General features: G+C 67.3%; 9 protein-coding genes. 5 read left to right on the plus strand and 4 right to left on the minus strand.

From position 1 onward, the window contains the following. The first annotated feature begins 96 nt into the window (after nucleotides 1-96). Nucleotides 97-684 carry an SRPBCC family protein gene (locus AC57BR_RS03430; protein WP_496358357.1) on the plus strand — a complete coding sequence of 196 codons (588 nt, stop codon included), beginning with the start codon at nucleotides 97-99 and terminating at the stop codon, nucleotides 682-684. Here the strand turns inward: AC57BR_RS03430 and AC57BR_RS03435 are convergent. The 3 genes from AC57BR_RS03435 to AC57BR_RS03445 are packed head-to-tail and all read right to left on the minus strand — an operon-like array spanning nucleotide 674 to nucleotide 7,435. Beyond that, a complete protein-coding gene (locus AC57BR_RS03435; protein ID WP_496358358.1) occupies nucleotides 674-3,811 on the minus strand; it encodes an efflux RND transporter permease subunit in 3,138 nt (1,045 codons plus the stop codon). The two genes, AC57BR_RS03430 and AC57BR_RS03435, sit on opposite strands and share 11 nt — an antisense overlap. Nucleotide 3,812: 1 nt before the next feature. Beyond that, complete coding sequence (locus AC57BR_RS03440; RefSeq protein ID WP_496358359.1) at nucleotides 3,813-4,265, minus strand: hypothetical protein; 453 nt, start codon at nucleotides 4,263-4,265, stop codon at nucleotides 3,813-3,815. Continuing rightward, on the minus strand, nucleotides 4,262-7,435 hold the full coding sequence (locus tag AC57BR_RS03445; protein WP_496358360.1) for an efflux RND transporter permease subunit: 3,174 nt from the start codon (nucleotides 7,433-7,435) through the stop codon (nucleotides 4,262-4,264). The genes AC57BR_RS03440 and AC57BR_RS03445 overlap by 4 nt, the downstream gene beginning before the upstream one ends. Before the next feature lie 468 nt (nucleotides 7,436-7,903). On the opposite strand from AC57BR_RS03445, the gene AC57BR_RS03450 reads away from it, so the two are divergent. From AC57BR_RS03450 to AC57BR_RS03465, 4 genes are all read left to right on the plus strand, one after another. Beyond that, a complete protein-coding gene (locus AC57BR_RS03450) occupies nucleotides 7,904-8,578 on the plus strand; it encodes a DUF4232 domain-containing protein (protein WP_496358361.1) in 675 nt (224 codons plus the stop codon). A gap of 159 nt (nucleotides 8,579-8,737) precedes the next feature. Beyond that, a complete protein-coding gene (locus AC57BR_RS03455; protein ID WP_496358362.1) occupies nucleotides 8,738-10,228 on the plus strand; it encodes an FAD-dependent oxidoreductase in 1,491 nt (496 codons plus the stop codon). Nucleotides 10,229-10,279: 51 nt separating this feature from the next. Continuing rightward, nucleotides 10,280-15,412: an Lhr family helicase gene (locus AC57BR_RS03460; RefSeq protein ID WP_496358363.1), complete on the plus strand. Its 5,133-nt coding sequence runs from the start codon at nucleotides 10,280-10,282 to the stop codon at nucleotides 15,410-15,412. After that, nucleotides 15,405-16,322: an Fpg/Nei family DNA glycosylase gene (locus tag AC57BR_RS03465; RefSeq protein ID WP_496358364.1), complete on the plus strand. Its 918-nt coding sequence runs from the start codon at nucleotides 15,405-15,407 to the stop codon at nucleotides 16,320-16,322. The genes AC57BR_RS03460 and AC57BR_RS03465 overlap by 8 nt, the downstream gene beginning before the upstream one ends. A 28-nt stretch (nucleotides 16,323-16,350) precedes the next feature. Here AC57BR_RS03465 and yczE read toward each other — a convergent pair whose 3' ends face one another. Next, nucleotides 16,351-17,064, minus strand: a complete 714-nt coding sequence (gene yczE / locus AC57BR_RS03470) for a membrane protein YczE (RefSeq protein ID WP_496358365.1) — start codon at nucleotides 17,062-17,064, stop codon at nucleotides 16,351-16,353. Between the last annotated feature and the right edge of the window lie 12 nt (nucleotides 17,065-17,076).

The raw sequence follows: 17,076 nt of genomic DNA on the forward strand, positions 1-17,076 counted from the left end.
CTCAATTTGGGCGTGGTGACTTACGCCAGCAGTCTATGGCGGACGGGCGGCACGCGCTTGAATGGTTGCAGATGTTTTCGCGGGCAGGAGGCACACATGAACGCCAAGGGCACCAGGAGCACGGACTACGCCTTCTTCACTGTCTGGCGGGTGGCCGGGACCACGGACGACGTCGCCGAGCTCCTGGGCGACCCCGTCGGGCTGGCCAGGTGGTGGCCGTCCGTATACCTCAGGGTTGACCTCATCCATCCGGGCAAGGAGAACGGTGTGGGGCGGATGGCCAGGCTCCATACCAAGGGCTGGCTCCCTTACACCCTCCTCTGGACGCTGACCGTCACGGAACCGATCACCGCCAGCGGCTTCGCAATCCGGGCAACGGGAGACTTGGACGGGACCGGGCGGTGGACGTTTGAGCAGGACGGTCCGGAAGTGGAGATCACCTATGACTGGCGGGTCAGTGCCACCAAGCCGCTGCTGAGGCGGCTCAGCTGGCTGCTGAAGCCCGGCTTCGAGGCAAACCACCGCTGGGCGATGGCCCGTGGGCAGGAAAGCCTGGCACTGGAACTGCGGCGCCGGCGGGCGGGAACCGGTACGCATTCCGTCCCCGCGCCACCGCCGCCCACGTTCCCGCGGGTGGCGGGGCGTGGGCGGCGGCCGGACTTGCGGGCCGTGGCTAGGCGTTAGCCAGTACGGGCTCCGGCGGTGCCTGGTTCCGGCTGGCCCTCGGCTTGGCGAACCTCAAGTACAGCGACGGGACCACGAACAGGTTGAGCAGCGTGGACGTCACCAGCCCGCCAAGGATCACCAGGGCCATGGGATGTTCAATCTCATGGCCGGGGATGTTCCCCAGGACCACCAGCGGCACCAGGGCAAGCCCCGTGGCCAGCGTGGTCATGAGGATCGGCGAGAGCCGTTCCCCGGCGCCCCGCAGCACCAGTTCGGGACCGAACTTTTCACCCTCATATTTCTCCAGGTGCTGGCAGTGGTTGACGAGCAGGATGCCGTTTCTGGCCGCGATGCCCATGACCGTCAGGAAGCCCACAATGGACCCCAGCGACAGCACGCCTCCGCCAATGAAGGCGGCGAACACTCCGCCCACCAGGGCAATCGGGAGCGTGAGGATCACCAGCGTCGCCAGCCGCCAGCTCCCGAAGGCCACCTGCAGGAGCAGGTAGATCACGGCCAGCGCCCCAACGGCGAGTGTCAGCAGGGTGTTGGTCGCAGCCTGGCGCTCCTGGAACTCACCCAGTATCTGCGTGCGGAAGCCCGGAGGCAGCTCAACTTTTTTCAGCCCTTCCTCCATGGCCGTAACTACGGGTGCCAGCTGGCCTTCCTTTACGTTGGCCTGGATGTCAATCCGTCTGGAGTGTGAGTCGCGCTGGATGACGTTCGGCGTCGGCTTGACCTGGACGCTCGCCACATCGGACAACAGGATCTTGCGCCCGCTCGGCGTATCGATGGGGAGGTTCCGGATGGCGCTGATATCGGAACGCACCTCCGGCGGGCTCCAGACCTGGACGTCGTACGCCTTGCCGCCCCGGTAAACGTCGCCGACTTCTTCACCCGCCACCATCGTTGCCGCGGCCCGCCGGACGTCGCCCGGCTTCAGCCCGTAGCTCTGGGCTTTTGCCAGGTCAACCTCGATATTGAGCTGCGGAATATCCTTCTGCAGCGCCGTCTGGACGTCAATGGCCCCTTCCGTCGCGTCAAAGATGGAATGGATTTCCGCCGCCTTTGAACGCAGCAGCGCAAGATCGTCCCCGTAAAGCCGGACCACGACGGCGTTGCTGGCGCCGGTGAGAACCTCACGGATTCTCTCCTTCAGGTAGGTCTGGACGTCGCGCACGATCCCGGGATAGCCATCCACAACTTCATGGATGGACTTCAGTGTCTTGTCATAATCCACTGCGGGGTCGATGCTGATCCAGTTCTCACCGAAGTACACGCCCACGACCTCGTCGGCGTTGAAGGCCTGCCCGATGTGCGAGCCGCAGTTCCGGACGCCCGGAATCGTGAGCAGTTCCTCGCAGGCCTTCTGGCTGACGCGGTACTCCTCCGACACCGACGTGCCGGGCTGGGTCAGCCAGTGCATCAGGAAGTCGCGTTCCTTGAAGTCAGGCAACAGCGACTGCCCAAGCAGCGGTGCTGTGACGGCACCGATGGCCGCCATGGCCCCGAAGGTCGCGTACCCCGCCACGGGCCGCCTCACCATCTTGCTCAGGACAGCGCGGTAGCCGCGTTTCAGTACACGCACCAGGGGCGGTTCCTGCTCCTTCAGCGGAACTTTCCGCATGAAGATCAGGGCCAGCGCGGGTGTGACGGTCAGTGCCACGAGCATCGATGCCAGCACCGCCAGGGTGTAGGAGATGGCCAGCGGCCTGAAGAAGGCCCCTGTCAGTCCCTGGAGGAAGAAGATTGGCACCGCCGCGGCGATGATGATCAGCGTGGCGTAGATGATCGGCCCGCGGACCTCAAGCGAGGCTTCCAGGACCACCGAGGCCGTGGACCGCGTCCCGCCCTCCGCCCGGTGCTGCCGGAGTCTTCGGATGATGTTCTCGATGTCGATAATCGCATCATCCACCACCACCCCGACGGCAATCACCAGCCCCGCCAGGACCATGGTGTTCACCGATGCTCCAGTGAGGTAGAGGACGGAGGCCGCCGTCACCAGCGAGAGCGGGATGGCGATCAGGCTGATCAGCGCCGTCCGCCACTGGAAGAGGAACGCACCCAGCACCAGGACCACGAGGATGCAGCCCAGCATCAGCGCGCGGCTGAGGTTGTTCAGGGATTCCTCGATGAAGGTAGCCGGCCGGAAGATCTCTGTATCAACGGTGATGCCGCTGAGTCCCGGCTCCATCTGCTGCAGGGCCGCCTCAACGCCCCTGGTGACTTCCAGGGTGTTGCCCCACGGAAGTTTCTCAACGATGAGCATCAGCCCTTCGCCCTGGTTGATCACGGCGTCGCCAATGAGCGGCTGATGGTCCTCCACCACGTTGGCCACGTCACCAAGGCGGAGCGGCTTCCCGTTCTTCTCCTCGATGGTGATCTCCGCAAGATCCTTCGGGGTGGTGATCGGCAGCACGTGCTGGATGTTGAGCCGCTGGTTGGGCGTCTCAATGTGGCCGCCGGTGCCGATGACGGACCCCGGTGAATACTGCAACAGGCCCGCGTCAAGGGCGTTGGCGGTCACTTCCATGACCTGGTTCAGGCTGACATCGTTGGCCTTCAGCTTCTCCGGAATCGCCTGCACCTGCAGCATCTGCAGGCGCTCACCCCAGATGGCTATGTTGGCCACACCGGGGACACGCAGCAGGTGGGCGCGGATCTTCCAGTAGGTGATCATGGACATTTCCATGAGCGAGCGCTGATCCGATGTCAGACCGATCTTCATGACCCGGCTGGTGGACGAAAGCGGCTGCAGCATCACCGGCGGAGCCGCCCAGGTTGGGAGCGACGGCGTGACGGTGGCGATCCGCTCCGAGACGAGCTGGCGGGCCTTGAGCAGGTCCGCCCCCGGGGCGAAAATGAGCACGATCGAGGACAGCTGCTCCACGGATTTGGAGCGGATCTCGTCCAGGCCCTCGACGCCGTTGAGGGCGTCTTCGAGCGGAACGGTCACCAGCTGCTCCACCTCGGCAGCGGTGAGGCCGATGGCGATGGTCTGGATTTCCACCTTCGGCGGGGCAAATTCGGGAAAGACGTCCACCGAGGCCGTGCTGAGCTGGACGCCGCCGAACGCCATCATTGCCACCGCGATGGCCACCACCAAGGCGCGGAATTTCAGGCTGAACCCGACAATCCGGCGCATGTCAGTGACCCTTAGTGCCGAATTCGGCGCCGAACAGTTCCGCTGCACCAACGGTGACAACATCGGTTCCTGCAGGCGGACCGGACCGGAGCTGGACCTTGTTGTCGGCGATCTTTTCCACCGTTACCGCGGCCCGGATGTACGTCCGCGGCTCGGGGTTGGTGTAAACCCAGGTCTTGCCGTTGGCATCGTAAACCAGTGCTCCATAGGGCACCTGCAGCGGACTGCCTTCGCCCTTGGCCACCTTGACCGTGGTCACTGACAGCCTTTCCACTGCCTTGTCCGTCAGCGTCAGCTTGTTCAGGTCAGGGCCGGCCTTCTCCATGGTTGACGCTGCCTGCCCGGCGGGCGTCGCGGCAGTCTTCACCGTCGCACACCCGGCGAGGCCGATTGATGCTGCGCAGGCCAGCACGAGAACAGAACGCCAGCCCCCAAAACCACTCTTGCTTTTCATGACAATTCCGACCTCTCTGCCAGAACCGGTCCATTGTTGATCACCAATGAGCTCCCCCAGTCCGTGTTGGTCCGTGGACCAATGCGGAGGAAGAGGATCGGCAGAATAAATAGGGTCAGCAGGGCCGAGGTGATTAGCCCGCCCCACACAACCAGCGCCAGCGGAAGGAGCATGCCTCCGCCGACCGGCCCTCCCAGGAGCACCAGGGGCACCAGCGCCAGTCCGGTGATCACGGTAGTCAGAACAGTTGGCATAAGCCGCTCCCCGGCCGCCTGCCGCATGAGATGCGCGGGCGACTCCGACGGGGCACGGGACTGCAGGGACTGGTACGTTCCCATCAGCATGATCACGTCCCGGACTGCCAGGGCGAGCACCGCCGCCAGGGCCACCAGCACGTAGACCGAGCCGAAACCGCCGGCCAGGTCTGCGGCAAGGATGCCGCCGGACAGTGCAACCGGAAGCAGCACGAAGACCAGCCCCGCGAGCCGCCAGTTGCCGAGGACCGTCAGCAGCAGGACAAGGATGCCGGCCGCGGCCGCCAGGGCGAGCCACCAGATAAACGCGCCGGCGGCCTCCTTTTCGGCATACTGCGGCGGGATCTCGGCGTGGTACTCCACCGGGAACTGCATTCCCTTGATGGCTGCCTGAACGTCCTTGGTAACGTCACCGAGGTTGCGGCCCTGGATGTTGGCCACGACGTCGATGCGCCTGGAGGTGTCGTCATGATGGATCACGGTCTGGTTCGGGCGGAGCGTGACCGTGGCCACGTCACCCAGCCGGACCTGCCCGCCTTCAGGCTTGTCGACCATCATGTCGGTAACGCTGGTCAGGCTGTTGCGGGTGGATTCCGTGCCCTTGACGATCACCTGGAACACCTTTTGCTGCTCAAACAGGTACCCGACTTCGATGCCCTGCAGGACGGTGGCAGCCGCCCGCCTCACATCGCCGGGCTTGATGCCCTGCTTCTGCGCCTTGGCGAGGTCAACCTCGATTTCCGCGACGGGCTGGTCTACCGTGACATCCACCTGCGGCTCAACCACGCCGTTCGTACGCGAGAGGATCCCGCGGATTTCGTCTGCCTTCTGGCGCAGGATGTCCAGGTCCACGCCGTAAACGCGCACCCTGAACTGGCGGTTGTCGATTTCGCTGGCGGCAGCAACCTGCTGCTCCGGGTAGGTGGTCACCTTGGCCGTCAGGCCCGGGTACCCCTCAACAATCTCCCGCACCTCAGAGCGCACCCTGCTGATGTTGGTGCCGTCCTCCATGGTCACCCAGAGTTCGCCGCCGTTGACATCTGAGGAGGTATCGGAGGTAATGGCACGTCCCATATGGCCGCCCACCGAGGAGACTCCGCGGATTCCGCTGAGCTCTTCGCTGGCGCTGGTCATCACCCTGTTCATCACGTCGGCCCCTGTGCTGGCCGCCGCTTCCCATTCCACGAGGAGGGTCCGGTCGGGAACTGCCGCCACAACGGGAAGCTCCTTGGTGGCGCCGGGGACGATTGCGAGTGCAGCGATTGCCATCGCCGCAGCCGCAAGGGCGAACACTGTGGCCACCGTTCCCGTGAACGCCCTCGCCGAGCGCTCATAGCCGAGCCGGGCCTTCCGGATTACCGAAAGGCTGCGCCTGGGCCGCCTGTGACCCCGCAGCAGCAGGCTCGCAAGGGCCGGCGTGACCGTCAGGGCGATGAGCATCGCCACGGCAGTTGCCAGCAGGTAAGACAGCACCAGGGGCTTCAGGAACGCCCCTTCCACGCCGGGAACAAACAGCGCCGGTGCCAGGGCAAGCAGCGCGGTGAGGCCGGCGAACAGGACCGGCACGCGGGATCGCTGCAGACCGTGGGCAAGGAGGGCTTCACGCGACACCCGGTCGTCGGCCGATTCCCTCCGGAAACTGTGGAGGTCGGTGATGACATCGCCGATGACGAGGACCAGGGCAAGGACCAGACCGGCGAACGCCATGATGTTCAGGACCGCTCCCTGGAACTGCAGCACGAGCGCAGCAGCCATTGCCGCCACGGAGATGGCCACGAAGGCCAGCAGGGCGTATCGCCAGGAGCGGAACGCGAAACCGATCGCCGCGGTGACCACCAGGAGGCTGACCAGCAGGGCAAGTCCCAGGCTGCCTACGGCGGACTCCACAAACGAGGCCGGCCGGAACACAGTGGAGTCCACAGTGATGCCGGAAAGGCCCGGACGCAGCCCGTCCAGTACCGCCTCGACGCCCTGCGTCACGTCCCCAACACTCGTATCCGGGAACTTCTCGATGACCAGCAGCAGGCCGGGCGACTTGCCGGTGACGGCGTCGCCGATCAGGGGCTGGTGGTCCTCGCTCAGGGTGGTGACGTCGGACAGCGTCAGCGTCTTGTCAGAGGCGCCTTCAACGCTGACCTTGCCGAGATCTTCGGGGGTCCGGATCGGAAGCACGTGCTGGATGCCGATGCGCTGGTTGGCGGACTCGAGGAAACCGCCTGTGCCCGGGGTTGAAGCTTCCAGGAAGCTCAGGGGGGACACCCACACCGCGTTGCCGGCGGTCTCGACCACCTGGTTGAGGGTGATGTTCTTCGCGCGGAGCTGCTTCGGGTCCACCTGCACCTGCAGCTGCTGTTCGCGCTGGCCGTAGATGGAGACGTTTGCCACCCCCGGGACACCCATGAGTGCCGGCTTGACGTCCCAGCGGGCCAGGACGGACATGTCGATGGGTGACACGTCCTGGGAGGTCATCTGCACCATCATGACGCGGCTCGTCGAGGAGAGGGGCTGCATCAGTACCGGCGGAGACGACACGTTCGGCAGCGCGAAAGCCTGCGTCAGGCGCTCTGCAACGAGCTGCCGGGCGCGGAGAAGATCGGTGCCGGGCTCAAAAACCATCTCAATCGAGGACAGGCCCGGGACTGACTTCGAACGTATTTCGTCGAGCCAGGCAACCCCGTTCAGGAGGTCGGCCTCCATGGGCGAGGTAATAAGCTGTTCGACCTCTACGGCGGACAGGCCCAGTGCCTCGGTTTGTATCTCCACGTGCGGTGGAGAGAATTCTGGAAGATTATCCACTGACATTGACGGCAGGCTCGTTAATCCGAGCCCCAAAATGCCGGCAGCAGTGGCTAAAACGATCAATCGAAACTTTAGACTCCAGCGGACAAGCCAACCGGTCATAACCTCAGCCCCCATCGTTATTGGCTTCGGCGGCGTTGCCGGAAACCAATGACTGATGCGCCTCTTCAGGAACGTCCGCAGCGGCGTTGCCGTGGACGAATGCCGAGCTGTCTCCCCTCAACCCTGCGCATCCCCCTTAGCGGAGGACACTTCTGGCCACGGGAATGATGATGGACCGCGGCCAGAGTATGAGCGTTATTTCCTTGCCGGATTTCCTGCCGGCTTTTCGATTCCTACGCAAATATGGACGTGCGAGACCAAGATCAGTTTGGCACACCGAAATCTGCAGATCAACGCAACATTTATTCCGAAATTAGCCAATTTTGCCCGACAGAACAGGTTTATCGTTGCATCACCGTCGGCAGAAGCGGGTTTGAGCCGAACGGACGGAGTCTGCGGGCTGATGTCACAATCCGAGCATCAAATCAGGGTGTCCGCCGCGCCTTCGTTGACTCCGGCGGAAACGCCCGCAATGTTAGAGCCATGAGGCCTCAGCGAATCACCAACGGACTAATAGGTACGACGGCGGCTGCCGCACTGGCGCTGCTGCTCGCCGCTTGCGGACCAAGCCAGCCCGCCAGCCAGGGGACAACCGAACCGGCAACGGGCCCAGCCACCCCGAGCACGCAGGCCGCCCCCGAAACTTCCGCGCCGCCGTCGTCCTCTGCCTCGCCTTCCCAATCGCAACCGGCTTCGCCGGCTCCGACTTCGGCAGCACCGCAGTCCACTGCCGCCGGCATGCAGCTGTGCAAGGCCTCGGGCCTCAAAGCCACCACCGACGCCACAGGCGGCGGGGCGGCCGGCAGCGTCTATATGGAACTGATCCTGACCAACACCGGCAAGGCCGCCTGCCACCTGAAGGGGTTCGCCGGCGTGTCGCTGACCACCGGGCCCAACGGCCAGCCGATCGGAGCGCCGGCCCAGCGCGACACCTCCGTCGCCGTCCAGGACGTCCTGCTGGCCCCCGGGAAGTCCGGCACGGCGGTGCTCCGCTACACGCAGGCCGGGAACTACCCGGACTGCAAGAAGACCGCTGCCGCCGGGTTCCGGGTCTACCCGCCGGAGGACACCGCATCGCTGTTCGTGGCACGCCCCTCGGATGCCTGCAGCAATGCCTCCATTGAGCTCCTGAGCATCGGGGCATTCCAGGCCCGCTGACGCAAAGCTTGCCGGGAGCATCTTGCCCCGTTCCAAGCCTGTTCGGCCCCCAACTCCGTAAGTACACTTGCGATTACGTCGGGGTCCTGGCTGGCAGCACCGGGCCTGCCGCGGGAACGCCTCGTGGCAAAGACGCAGGCCAAAGGCAGGTTGAGACACGTGACGTCACTCTGGTTGGACCGTACCGATACTTTCACCGGCGATCCGTTCACCCCCGGCGAGTCCTTTGACACCGTGGTGGTGGGTGCGGGACTGACCGGCCTGACCACGGCGCTGCTGCTGGCCCGCTCGGGACAGGACGTGCTTGTCCTGGAGGCACGCGGGCTGGGCGCCGTGGCCACCGGCAACACCACCGCCAAAGTCACCCTGCTGCAGGGCACGGTGCTGTCCGCCCTCCGGCAGCAGTACCCCCAGAAGGTGGTGGACGCCTACGTCTCCGGCAACCGGGAGGGGCAGGCGTGGCTGCTGCGGTACATGGAACAGCGGGGCGTGCCGTTCCAGGTGCGCGACGCCTACACGTACGCCGCCACCCCGCAGGGCACGGAAGCGGTCCGCGGGGAGCTCGTCGCGGCCCTCAGCGCCGACCTGGACGTGGACTACGTCCGGGATGCGGGCCTGCCGTTTCCCGTGCGGGGAGCCGTGCGCCTCCGCGGTCAGGCCCAGATCAACCCCATGGATGTACTCACTGCACTGGCCGAGGACGTCCGGAGCCACGGGGGCCGGATTGTCACAGGGGTGCGGGTCCGGAACGTCACCGGCGCGGGGCCCTCAACCATCCACGTTGACCGGGGCTCGGTCCAGGCCGACTCGGTTGTGCTGGCCACGGGCAGCCCAATCCTGAACCGCGGCCTCTACTTCGCCAAGCTCAAGCCGAACCGCTCCTACGCCGCAGCCCTGGAGCTGACCGGAGATGCGACACCGCCCGAAGGCATGTACCTGTCCGTCGAGCAGCCCGTGCGTTCCATCCGGGACTATCCGGCGGACGGCCGGAATCTGCTCCTTGTGGGCGGCAACGGGCACCCGGTGGGAAAGGCGCGCTCGGAACAGGCGCACCTGGAGGATGTCCTGTCCTGGGCGCGGCAGCACTTCCCCGTTGCCGCCGTCACCCACACGTGGTCCGCGCAGGATTACCAGGCCACCAACCTCATGCCGTTCTTCGGCAAGCTCCCCCGCGGCCGCGGGCGCATCTTCTTCGCCACCGGCTACAACAAATGGGGCATGACCAACGCGGTGGCCGCATCCCTGGGCATCGCCGCGGACATCCTCGGAGGCCAACTGCCGTGGGCCAACACCATCCACCGCCGGGTGACATCGCCTCCGGGAGCAGCCTCGGCCGTGACCCTGAATGCCGGAGTGGCCGCCACGCTGGCAAAGGACTGGGGCAGACTGAAAAAGCTTCCCCCGGCGGACGGCGCAGCGCCGGCCGAGGGCACGGGCACCGTGGCGCTGCGCGACCGGAAGCCCGTGGCCACGTCCACGGTTAACGGAACGACGTGCAGCCTGTCCGCGGTCTGCACGCACCTGGGCGGAATCCTGCACTGGAACGACAACGAGAAGTCCTGGGACTGCCCGCTGCATGGCTCCCGGTTCAGCAGCGACGGGCAGGTCCTTGAGGGGCCGGCCACCCGCGACCTTCCCCCGGCCGGGTAGGGCATACCTGATGTTCCTATAGCTGTCAGTCCCGTGAGGCATGATGGAGGCATGCAGTCGCAGGAGCCCGCCGGTACCTCCACCGGCACGTCCACCGGGGACTCGATGGACCAGTTCAGCCGGCCCACCAGGGAGTGGTTCCTCGGTGCGTTTTCCGAGCCCACCCCCGCTCAGCAGGGGGCCTGGAACGCGATTTCATCCGGTTCACACGCCCTGGTGGTCGCGCCCACCGGCTCAGGCAAGACCCTGGCCGCGTTCCTCTGGGCGCTGGACCGGCTCCTGGTGTCCGGATCCGCTGCACCCGAGGCCGCCGCGGCTGGCGCTGAAGTCTCGCCCGACGCTGAGGTGCTGCCGGGCCTTGAAGAGCCTGCTGCCGGCGCCAAGCCCAAACAGCCCCGGGCACGGAAGCCCAAGCGGAAAACCCGCGTACTGTACATCTCCCCGCTCAAGGCGCTTGGCGTCGACGTCGAACGCAACCTACGCGCTCCCCTCATAGGCATCACCCAGACTGCCAAACGGCTGGACCTGCCGGCTCCCCTGATCACCGTCGGAGTCCGGTCCGGCGACACCCCCGCCTCCGACCGCCGTGCCCTGCTGAGCAACCCGCCGGACATCCTGATCACCACCCCCGAGTCCCTGTTCCTGATGCTGACCTCCAGGGCCCGGGAAACGCTCAGCGAGGTGGACACCGTCATCGTGGATGAGGTCCACGCCGTGGCCGGCACCAAGCGCGGGGCACATCTCGCCGTCTCACTCGAGCGCCTTGATGCTTTGCTGCCCGCGCCGGCACAGCGGATCGGGCTCTCCGCCACCGTGGAGCCGCGGGAACTCGTGGCGCAGTTCCTGGCAGGTTCCGCCCCGGTGGAGATTGTGGCCCCTCCCTCGCGGAAGAACTGGGACCTCACGGTGTCTGTACCCGTGGAGGACATGTCCGATCTTCAGGGCGCCGCCGGGGCTTTCGATTCCGGGCCCGCGTCGGGACTGCAGCCCCAGGCCTCCATCTGGCCCCATGTGGAGGAAAAGATCGTGGACCTGGTGCTGGCCAACCAGTCCACCATCGTCTTCGCCAACTCGCGGCGGCTTGCGGAACGCCTGACCGCGCGGCTCAACGAGATCCACGCGGAACGCCAACTCCTGACGGTGGGCGGAGGCTGGGATGACCCTGCTCCGCCGGCGCAGGGAGGCGTGCCCACGTCCACCGGCACCCCTGCCCACATGATGGCGCAGGCCGGAAGCACCTCAGGGGCCGAACCGTTGCTGGCACGGGCCCACCACGGCTCAGTATCCAAGGACCAGCGGGCCCTCATCGAGGACGACCTCAAGTCCGGCCGGCTGCGCTGCGTTGTGGCCACATCCTCGCTGGAACTCGGCATCGACATGGGTGCCGTGGATCTCGTGGTGCAGGTCGAGTCCCCGCCCTCCGTGGCCAGCGGGCTGCAGCGGGTGGGCCGCGCCGGGCACCAGGTGGGTGAAATTTCCCAGGGCTACCTGTTCCCCAAGCACCGGGCAGACCTGGTGCACACCGCCATCACCGTTGAGCGGATGCTGGACGGCAAGATCGAGCGGCTCAGTGTCCCGGCCAACCCCCTGGACATCCTGGCCCAGCAGACCGTCGCGGCCACCGCGCTCGGCAGCATCGACGTGGAGGAATGGTTTTCTACCGTCCGCCGCTCGGCTCCGTTCGCCACGCTCCCCCGGTCCGCGTTCGAGGCCACGCTGGACCTGCTGGCCGGGCGCTACCCCTCGGATGAATTCGCCGAGCTCCGCCCCCGGATCGTCTGGGACCGCAACGCCGGGACCATCGAGGGCAGGCCCGGCTCCCAGCGGCTGGCCGTCACGTCCGGCGGCACCATTCCGGACCGCGGGCTGTTCGGCGTCTACATCATCGGCACGGAGACCGAGGGATCGGCGTCCCCGGCCGGAGCGGGTGACGGCAAGGGATCCGGCGCGGCCCCGGCCAAGGGAGGCCGGCGGGTCGGCGAGCTGGACGAGGAGATGGTCTACGAATCCCGCGTGGGCGACATCTTCGCCCTCGGGGCCACGAGCTGGAAAATCGAAGACATCACGCACGACCGCGTGCTCGTCTCGCCCGCCTTCGGCCAGCCCGGGAAGCTCCCGTTCTGGAAGGGCGACTCGCTGGGACGCCCGGTTGACCTGGGCCGCGCCCTCGGCGCGTTTGTCCGCGAACTGTCAGCGTCCGACGTCGGCCCTGCCACCGAACGCTGCAAGGCGAGCGGCCTGGACGACTTCGCCGCGAACAACCTGCTGCAGTACCTGTCGGAACAGAAGCTGGCCACAGAGGTGGTTCCCAGCGACACGACGCTCGTGGTGGAACGCTTCCACGACGAACTCGGCGACTGGCGGGTCATTCTCCACAGCCCGTTCGGCATGCCGGTCCACGCGCCGTGGGCGCTGGCCGTGGGCCAGCGCCTGCACCAGCGCTACGGCCTGGACGGCTCCGCCATGGCGGCCGACGACGGCATCGTGCTGCGCGTCCCCATGATGGAGGACGAACCGCCCGGCGCCGAGCTGTTCCTGTTCGACCCCGAGGAACTGGAACAGATTGTCACCGCAGAGGTGGGTGGCAGTGCCCTGTTCGCCTCCCGGTTCCGCGAGTGCGCTGCGCGTGCCCTGCTGCTGCCCCGGCAGACCCCCGGCAAGCGGCAGCCGCTGTGGCAGCAGCGGCAACGGTCCGCCCAACTGCTGGACGTGGCGCGGAAATACCCAGCATTTCCGATCGTGCTGGAAACCGTCCGTGAGTGCCTCCAGGATGTGTACGACCTGCCGGCCCTGAAGGACATCGCCGCTTCGGTTGAACGGCGCGAACTCCGGATTGTGCAGACCACCACCCAGCAGCCGTCCCCGTTCGCCAAGTCCCTGCTCTTCGGCTACGTGGCACAGTTCCTCTACGAAGGCGATTCCCCGCTCGCCGAACGCCGGGCAGCCGCGCTGGCCCTGGACTCCACGCTGCTCAACGAACTCCTGGGCCGCGTGGAACTGCGCGAGCTCCTGGACGCCAGGGTCATCGACGCCACTGAACGCGAACTTCAGCGCCTTGCCCCGGACCGGAAAGTCCGGGGCGTGGAAGGTGTGGCCGATCTTCTCCGGCTGCTCGGACCGCTGGACCCCGGGGAGGTCGCCGCCAGGCTTGCCCCACCGGCTGAACGCGCGGAAGCCCCGCTGGTTGAGTCCGTCGACACCCCGCCGGTTGAGCCCGTCGAAACCGCGGAAGCCCCGCCGGCTGAGCCCGTCGAAACCCCGCCGTCCGAGGCAACAACGGCCGAAGCCGCCGCCCACCTCGCAGCCCTCCAGCGGGCGAACCGGGCCATCAAGGTGACCCTCGCCGGCGTCGAACGCTTCGCCGCGGTGGAAGACGCCGCAAGGCTGCGCGACGCCATCGGTGTCCCGCTGCCCATGGGCGTTCCCCTCGCCTTCATCGAGCCTGTGGCGGACCCGCTGGGCGACCTCGTCTCGCGCTATGCCCGCACCCATGGTCCGTTCACCGCCACCGAAGCCGCAGCCAGGCTGGGACTTGGTGCCGCCGTCGTCGGGACTGCCCTGAAGCGGCTGGCAGCCGATGGCCGCGTGGTGGAAGGTGAATTCCGGCCCCACGCCGAGTCCGCTGCCGGCGAAAGCCCGGCAGCCGCTCTGTCCGATTCCGATGCCGGTTCCGGGCTTGACCCCGTCGCGGAAGCTGCGGCTGCGTCGGCCGCTGCCTCGGCCGCAGTGGCCCTGGCCGGCAGCGAATGGTGCGACGCCGAAGTCCTCCGCAAGCTTCGCCGCCGCTCCCTCGCCGCGCTGCGGGCGGAGGTGGAGCCCGTGGACATCACCGCCTACGGCAGGTTCCTGCCGGCCTGGCAACATGTCCGCACGCCGGGCGCGGGACGGGGACAGCCGGCGCTGCGCGGACTCGACGGCATCATCACCGCCGTGGACCAACTCTCCGGCGTGCCCATACCCGCGTCGGCCTGGGAACCGCTGGTGCTCGCCAGCCGGGTGTCCAACTACCAGCCCGCCATGCTCGACGAACTCATGGCCGCCGGGGAGGTCCTCTGGTCAGGTGCCGGTGCGCTGCCGGGCAACGACGGCTGGATCAGCCTGCACCTGGCGGATTCAGTGGAACTGACGCTGAACCCGGCCCCTGACTTTGAACCGGGTGACGCCCAGCGCAGGCTGCTGGACCACCTGCAGGCCAACGGAGGCGGCTACTTTTTCCGCCAGCTGACGGACATTGCCGGCGGCATGGACGCGGTACTGGGCGACCAGGACGTCGTGTCCGCCATCTGGGATCTGGCCTGGGCGGGCCGGATCACCGGGGACACGTTCGCCCCGGTCCGGTCCCTGATCGCCGGCGGGCACACCGCCCACCGGCAAGTTGCCCGCGCGCCGCGGGCCAGGGCGCCGCGCCTCAGCCGGCTGGGACGGTCGCACGGCACGGGCCTGCTTGGCTCGCCGGGACTGTCCGGCGGACGATACGGGTCGGTCGGCGGCGCCGTCCCCACCCCGCCCCTCGCGGCCGGGCGCTGGTCCGCGCTGCCCATGCCCGAGCTCGATCCCACCATCCACGCCCGCGCCACCGCGGAGCTTCTGCTCGACAGGTACGGGGTGGTCACCCGTGGATCCGTCATGGCCGAGAACATCCTGGGCGGGTTCGGGCTCATGTACAAGGTCCTGGCCCGCTTGGAGGAGGCCGGACGGTGCAGGCGGGGGTACTTCATCGAGCATCTCGGTGCTGCCCAGTTCGCCGTGCCCGCCACCGTCGACCGGCTGCGCACATATACCGAGGACGCCCAGCTGGCCAAGCCGGAACCCGTGGCTCTGGCCCTGGCGGCAACGGATCCGGCCAACCCCTACGGCGCCGCCCTGCCGTGGCCCGCCGGCAATGTCGAAGCCGGCAGCGGGCACCGCCCGGGCCGGAAAGCCGGCGCGCTGGTGGTGCTGGTCGACGGCGCCCTGGTGCTGTATGTCGAACGGGGCGGCAAGACGCTGCTGGTCTTCACGGAGGACGAATCCGTCCTCGCCGCCGCTGCCGGAGCTCTCGTGGACGTGGTGAAGCGCGGGGCCGTGGACAAGCTCGTCATGGAAAAGGTCAACGGCCACGGCATCCTCGATACCCCTGCGGCATCGGCGCTGACGGCCGCCGGCGCCTACTCCACACCGAAGGGACTGAGGATCCGTGCCTGAAGGCGACTCCGTCTGGCGCGCCGCCAACCAGCTGCACACTGCCCTCGCCGGGCAGAAACTTCTCGCGTCCGACTTCCGGGTGCCCCGCTTCGCCACGCTGAACCTGGCCGGCTGGACCATGGAGGAGGTTGTCCCCCGCGGCAAGCACCTGCTGATGCGGCTCGCCGGCCCGGCCCACGAGCGCCTGACCATCCACTCACACCTGAAAATGGAGGGCAGCTGGCAGGTCTACCCGCCCGGTGGCAGGTGGCGGAAGCCGGGATTCACGGCCCGGTGCGTGCTCCGCACGGCCGTTGCCGACGCCGTCGGATTTTCCCTTGGCCTGCTTGAGGTGATCAAGACCAGCGAAGAGGACAAGGCTGTGGGGTTCCTGGGCCCCGACCTGCTGGGCCCGGACTGGGACCCGGCCGAGGCCGAGCGCCGCGTGGCGGCGAGGCCGGACGTGCCGGTCGGCGTGGCGCTGCTGGACCAGAGCAACCTCGCGGGCATCGGGAACATCTACCGCTGCGAGGTGTGTTTCCTGGCCGGCATCCATCCGGCGTCGCCCGTTGCCGCGGTGAGGGACTGGCCCGCCATGTTTGCCGACGCCAAGCAGCTCCTTGAGGCGAACCTCGGACCGGGCCGCCGGACCACACTGCTCAACGCCCGTGGAACTCCGGTGGGCCGGGCGGCCGGGCGCCCCGGCTACTGGGTGTACCGGCGCGAGCACCAGCCGTGCCTTCGCTGCCGGACCCCCATCCGTCACGCCGTGCTGGGCAAGAGTGTGCCGGGCAAGGGTGTGCTTGGCAAAAGCGGTGCGGGAATGCCTGCGGCGGGCAGCCCCGGCAGCGTGTCCGCGGCGGTCACGGAAGAACGCGACATCTACTTCTGTCCGACGTGCCAGCCCCTGCTGGGCGGCTCCGACGCCTGAGAGGAAAGACGGACACAGGTAGGCGGTGTCAGGATGCGGCCGCCGGTGCCGCGGACTGGCCGTCGCGGTCCTCGCGGTCCTCGCGGTCGTCGCGGTCCTCGCGGTCCTCGCGGTCCTCGCGGTCCTCGGATTGTGAATCGGCAGCCTGCCGGGCGCCTCCGCGGGCGGCCGGTACCAGGAAGTACGGCAGCAGGAGCTGGACCAGCGGTCCGATCGCCAGGGCGTAAACAACCGTGCCTACGCCGACCGAGCCGCCGAGGAGCCATCCCGCGGCGAGCACCACCACTTCGATCAGCGTGCGGGACACGCGCACGGACCAGCCGGTGCGCCGGGCCAGGCCCGTCATGAGCCCGTCACGGGCACCTGGGCCGAAGCGGGCACCGATGTAGCACGCTGAGGCGATCCCGTTGAGCAGCACTGCACCGCCCAGCAGCGCGATCTGGCCCCCGAGGTGGGAGAACGGGGGGATCAGGGCGAGCCCGACGTCGGCAAAGACGCCCACCAGGATGGCGTTGCAGAGCGTGCCGAAGCCCGGCCGCTGCCGCAGCGGAATCCACAGCAGGAGCACCAGGAAGCTGACAATGATGACCACCGCGCCGATGCTCAGGCCTGTCCTGCCGGCAACGCCCTGATGGAACACGTCCCAGGGGTCCAGCCCGAGCCCGGCCCGGATGAACAGGGCCAGCGAAATGCCGTACATGGCGAGGCCGGTGAAGAGCTGTACAAGTCTGCGAGTCATCATTGAACCATCCTG

This window comes from Arthrobacter sp. BGA-UO-ETr-C19 (assembly GCF_059568005.1).

Bases quoted from the DNA above. Each gene is read 5' to 3' on its own strand.
- AC57BR_RS03435 (WP_496358358.1), bottom strand. From the start codon at position 3,811: ATGCGCCGGATTGTCGGGTTCAGCCTGAAATTCCGCGCCTTGGTGGTG.
- AC57BR_RS03450 (WP_496358361.1), top strand. From the start codon at position 7,904: ATGAGGCCTCAGCGAATCACCAACGGACTAATAGGTACGACGGCGGCT.
- AC57BR_RS03440 (WP_496358359.1), bottom strand. From the start codon at position 4,265: ATGAAAAGCAAGAGTGGTTTTGGGGGCTGGCGTTCTGTTCTCGTGCTG.
- yczE (WP_496358365.1), bottom strand. From the start codon at position 17,064: ATGATGACTCGCAGACTTGTACAGCTCTTCACCGGCCTCGCCATGTAC.
- AC57BR_RS03430 (WP_496358357.1), top strand. From the start codon at position 97: ATGAACGCCAAGGGCACCAGGAGCACGGACTACGCCTTCTTCACTGTC.
- AC57BR_RS03445 (WP_496358360.1), bottom strand. From the start codon at position 7,435: ATGGGGGCTGAGGTTATGACCGGTTGGCTTGTCCGCTGGAGTCTAAAG.
- AC57BR_RS03460 (WP_496358363.1), top strand. From the start codon at position 10,280: ATGCAGTCGCAGGAGCCCGCCGGTACCTCCACCGGCACGTCCACCGGG.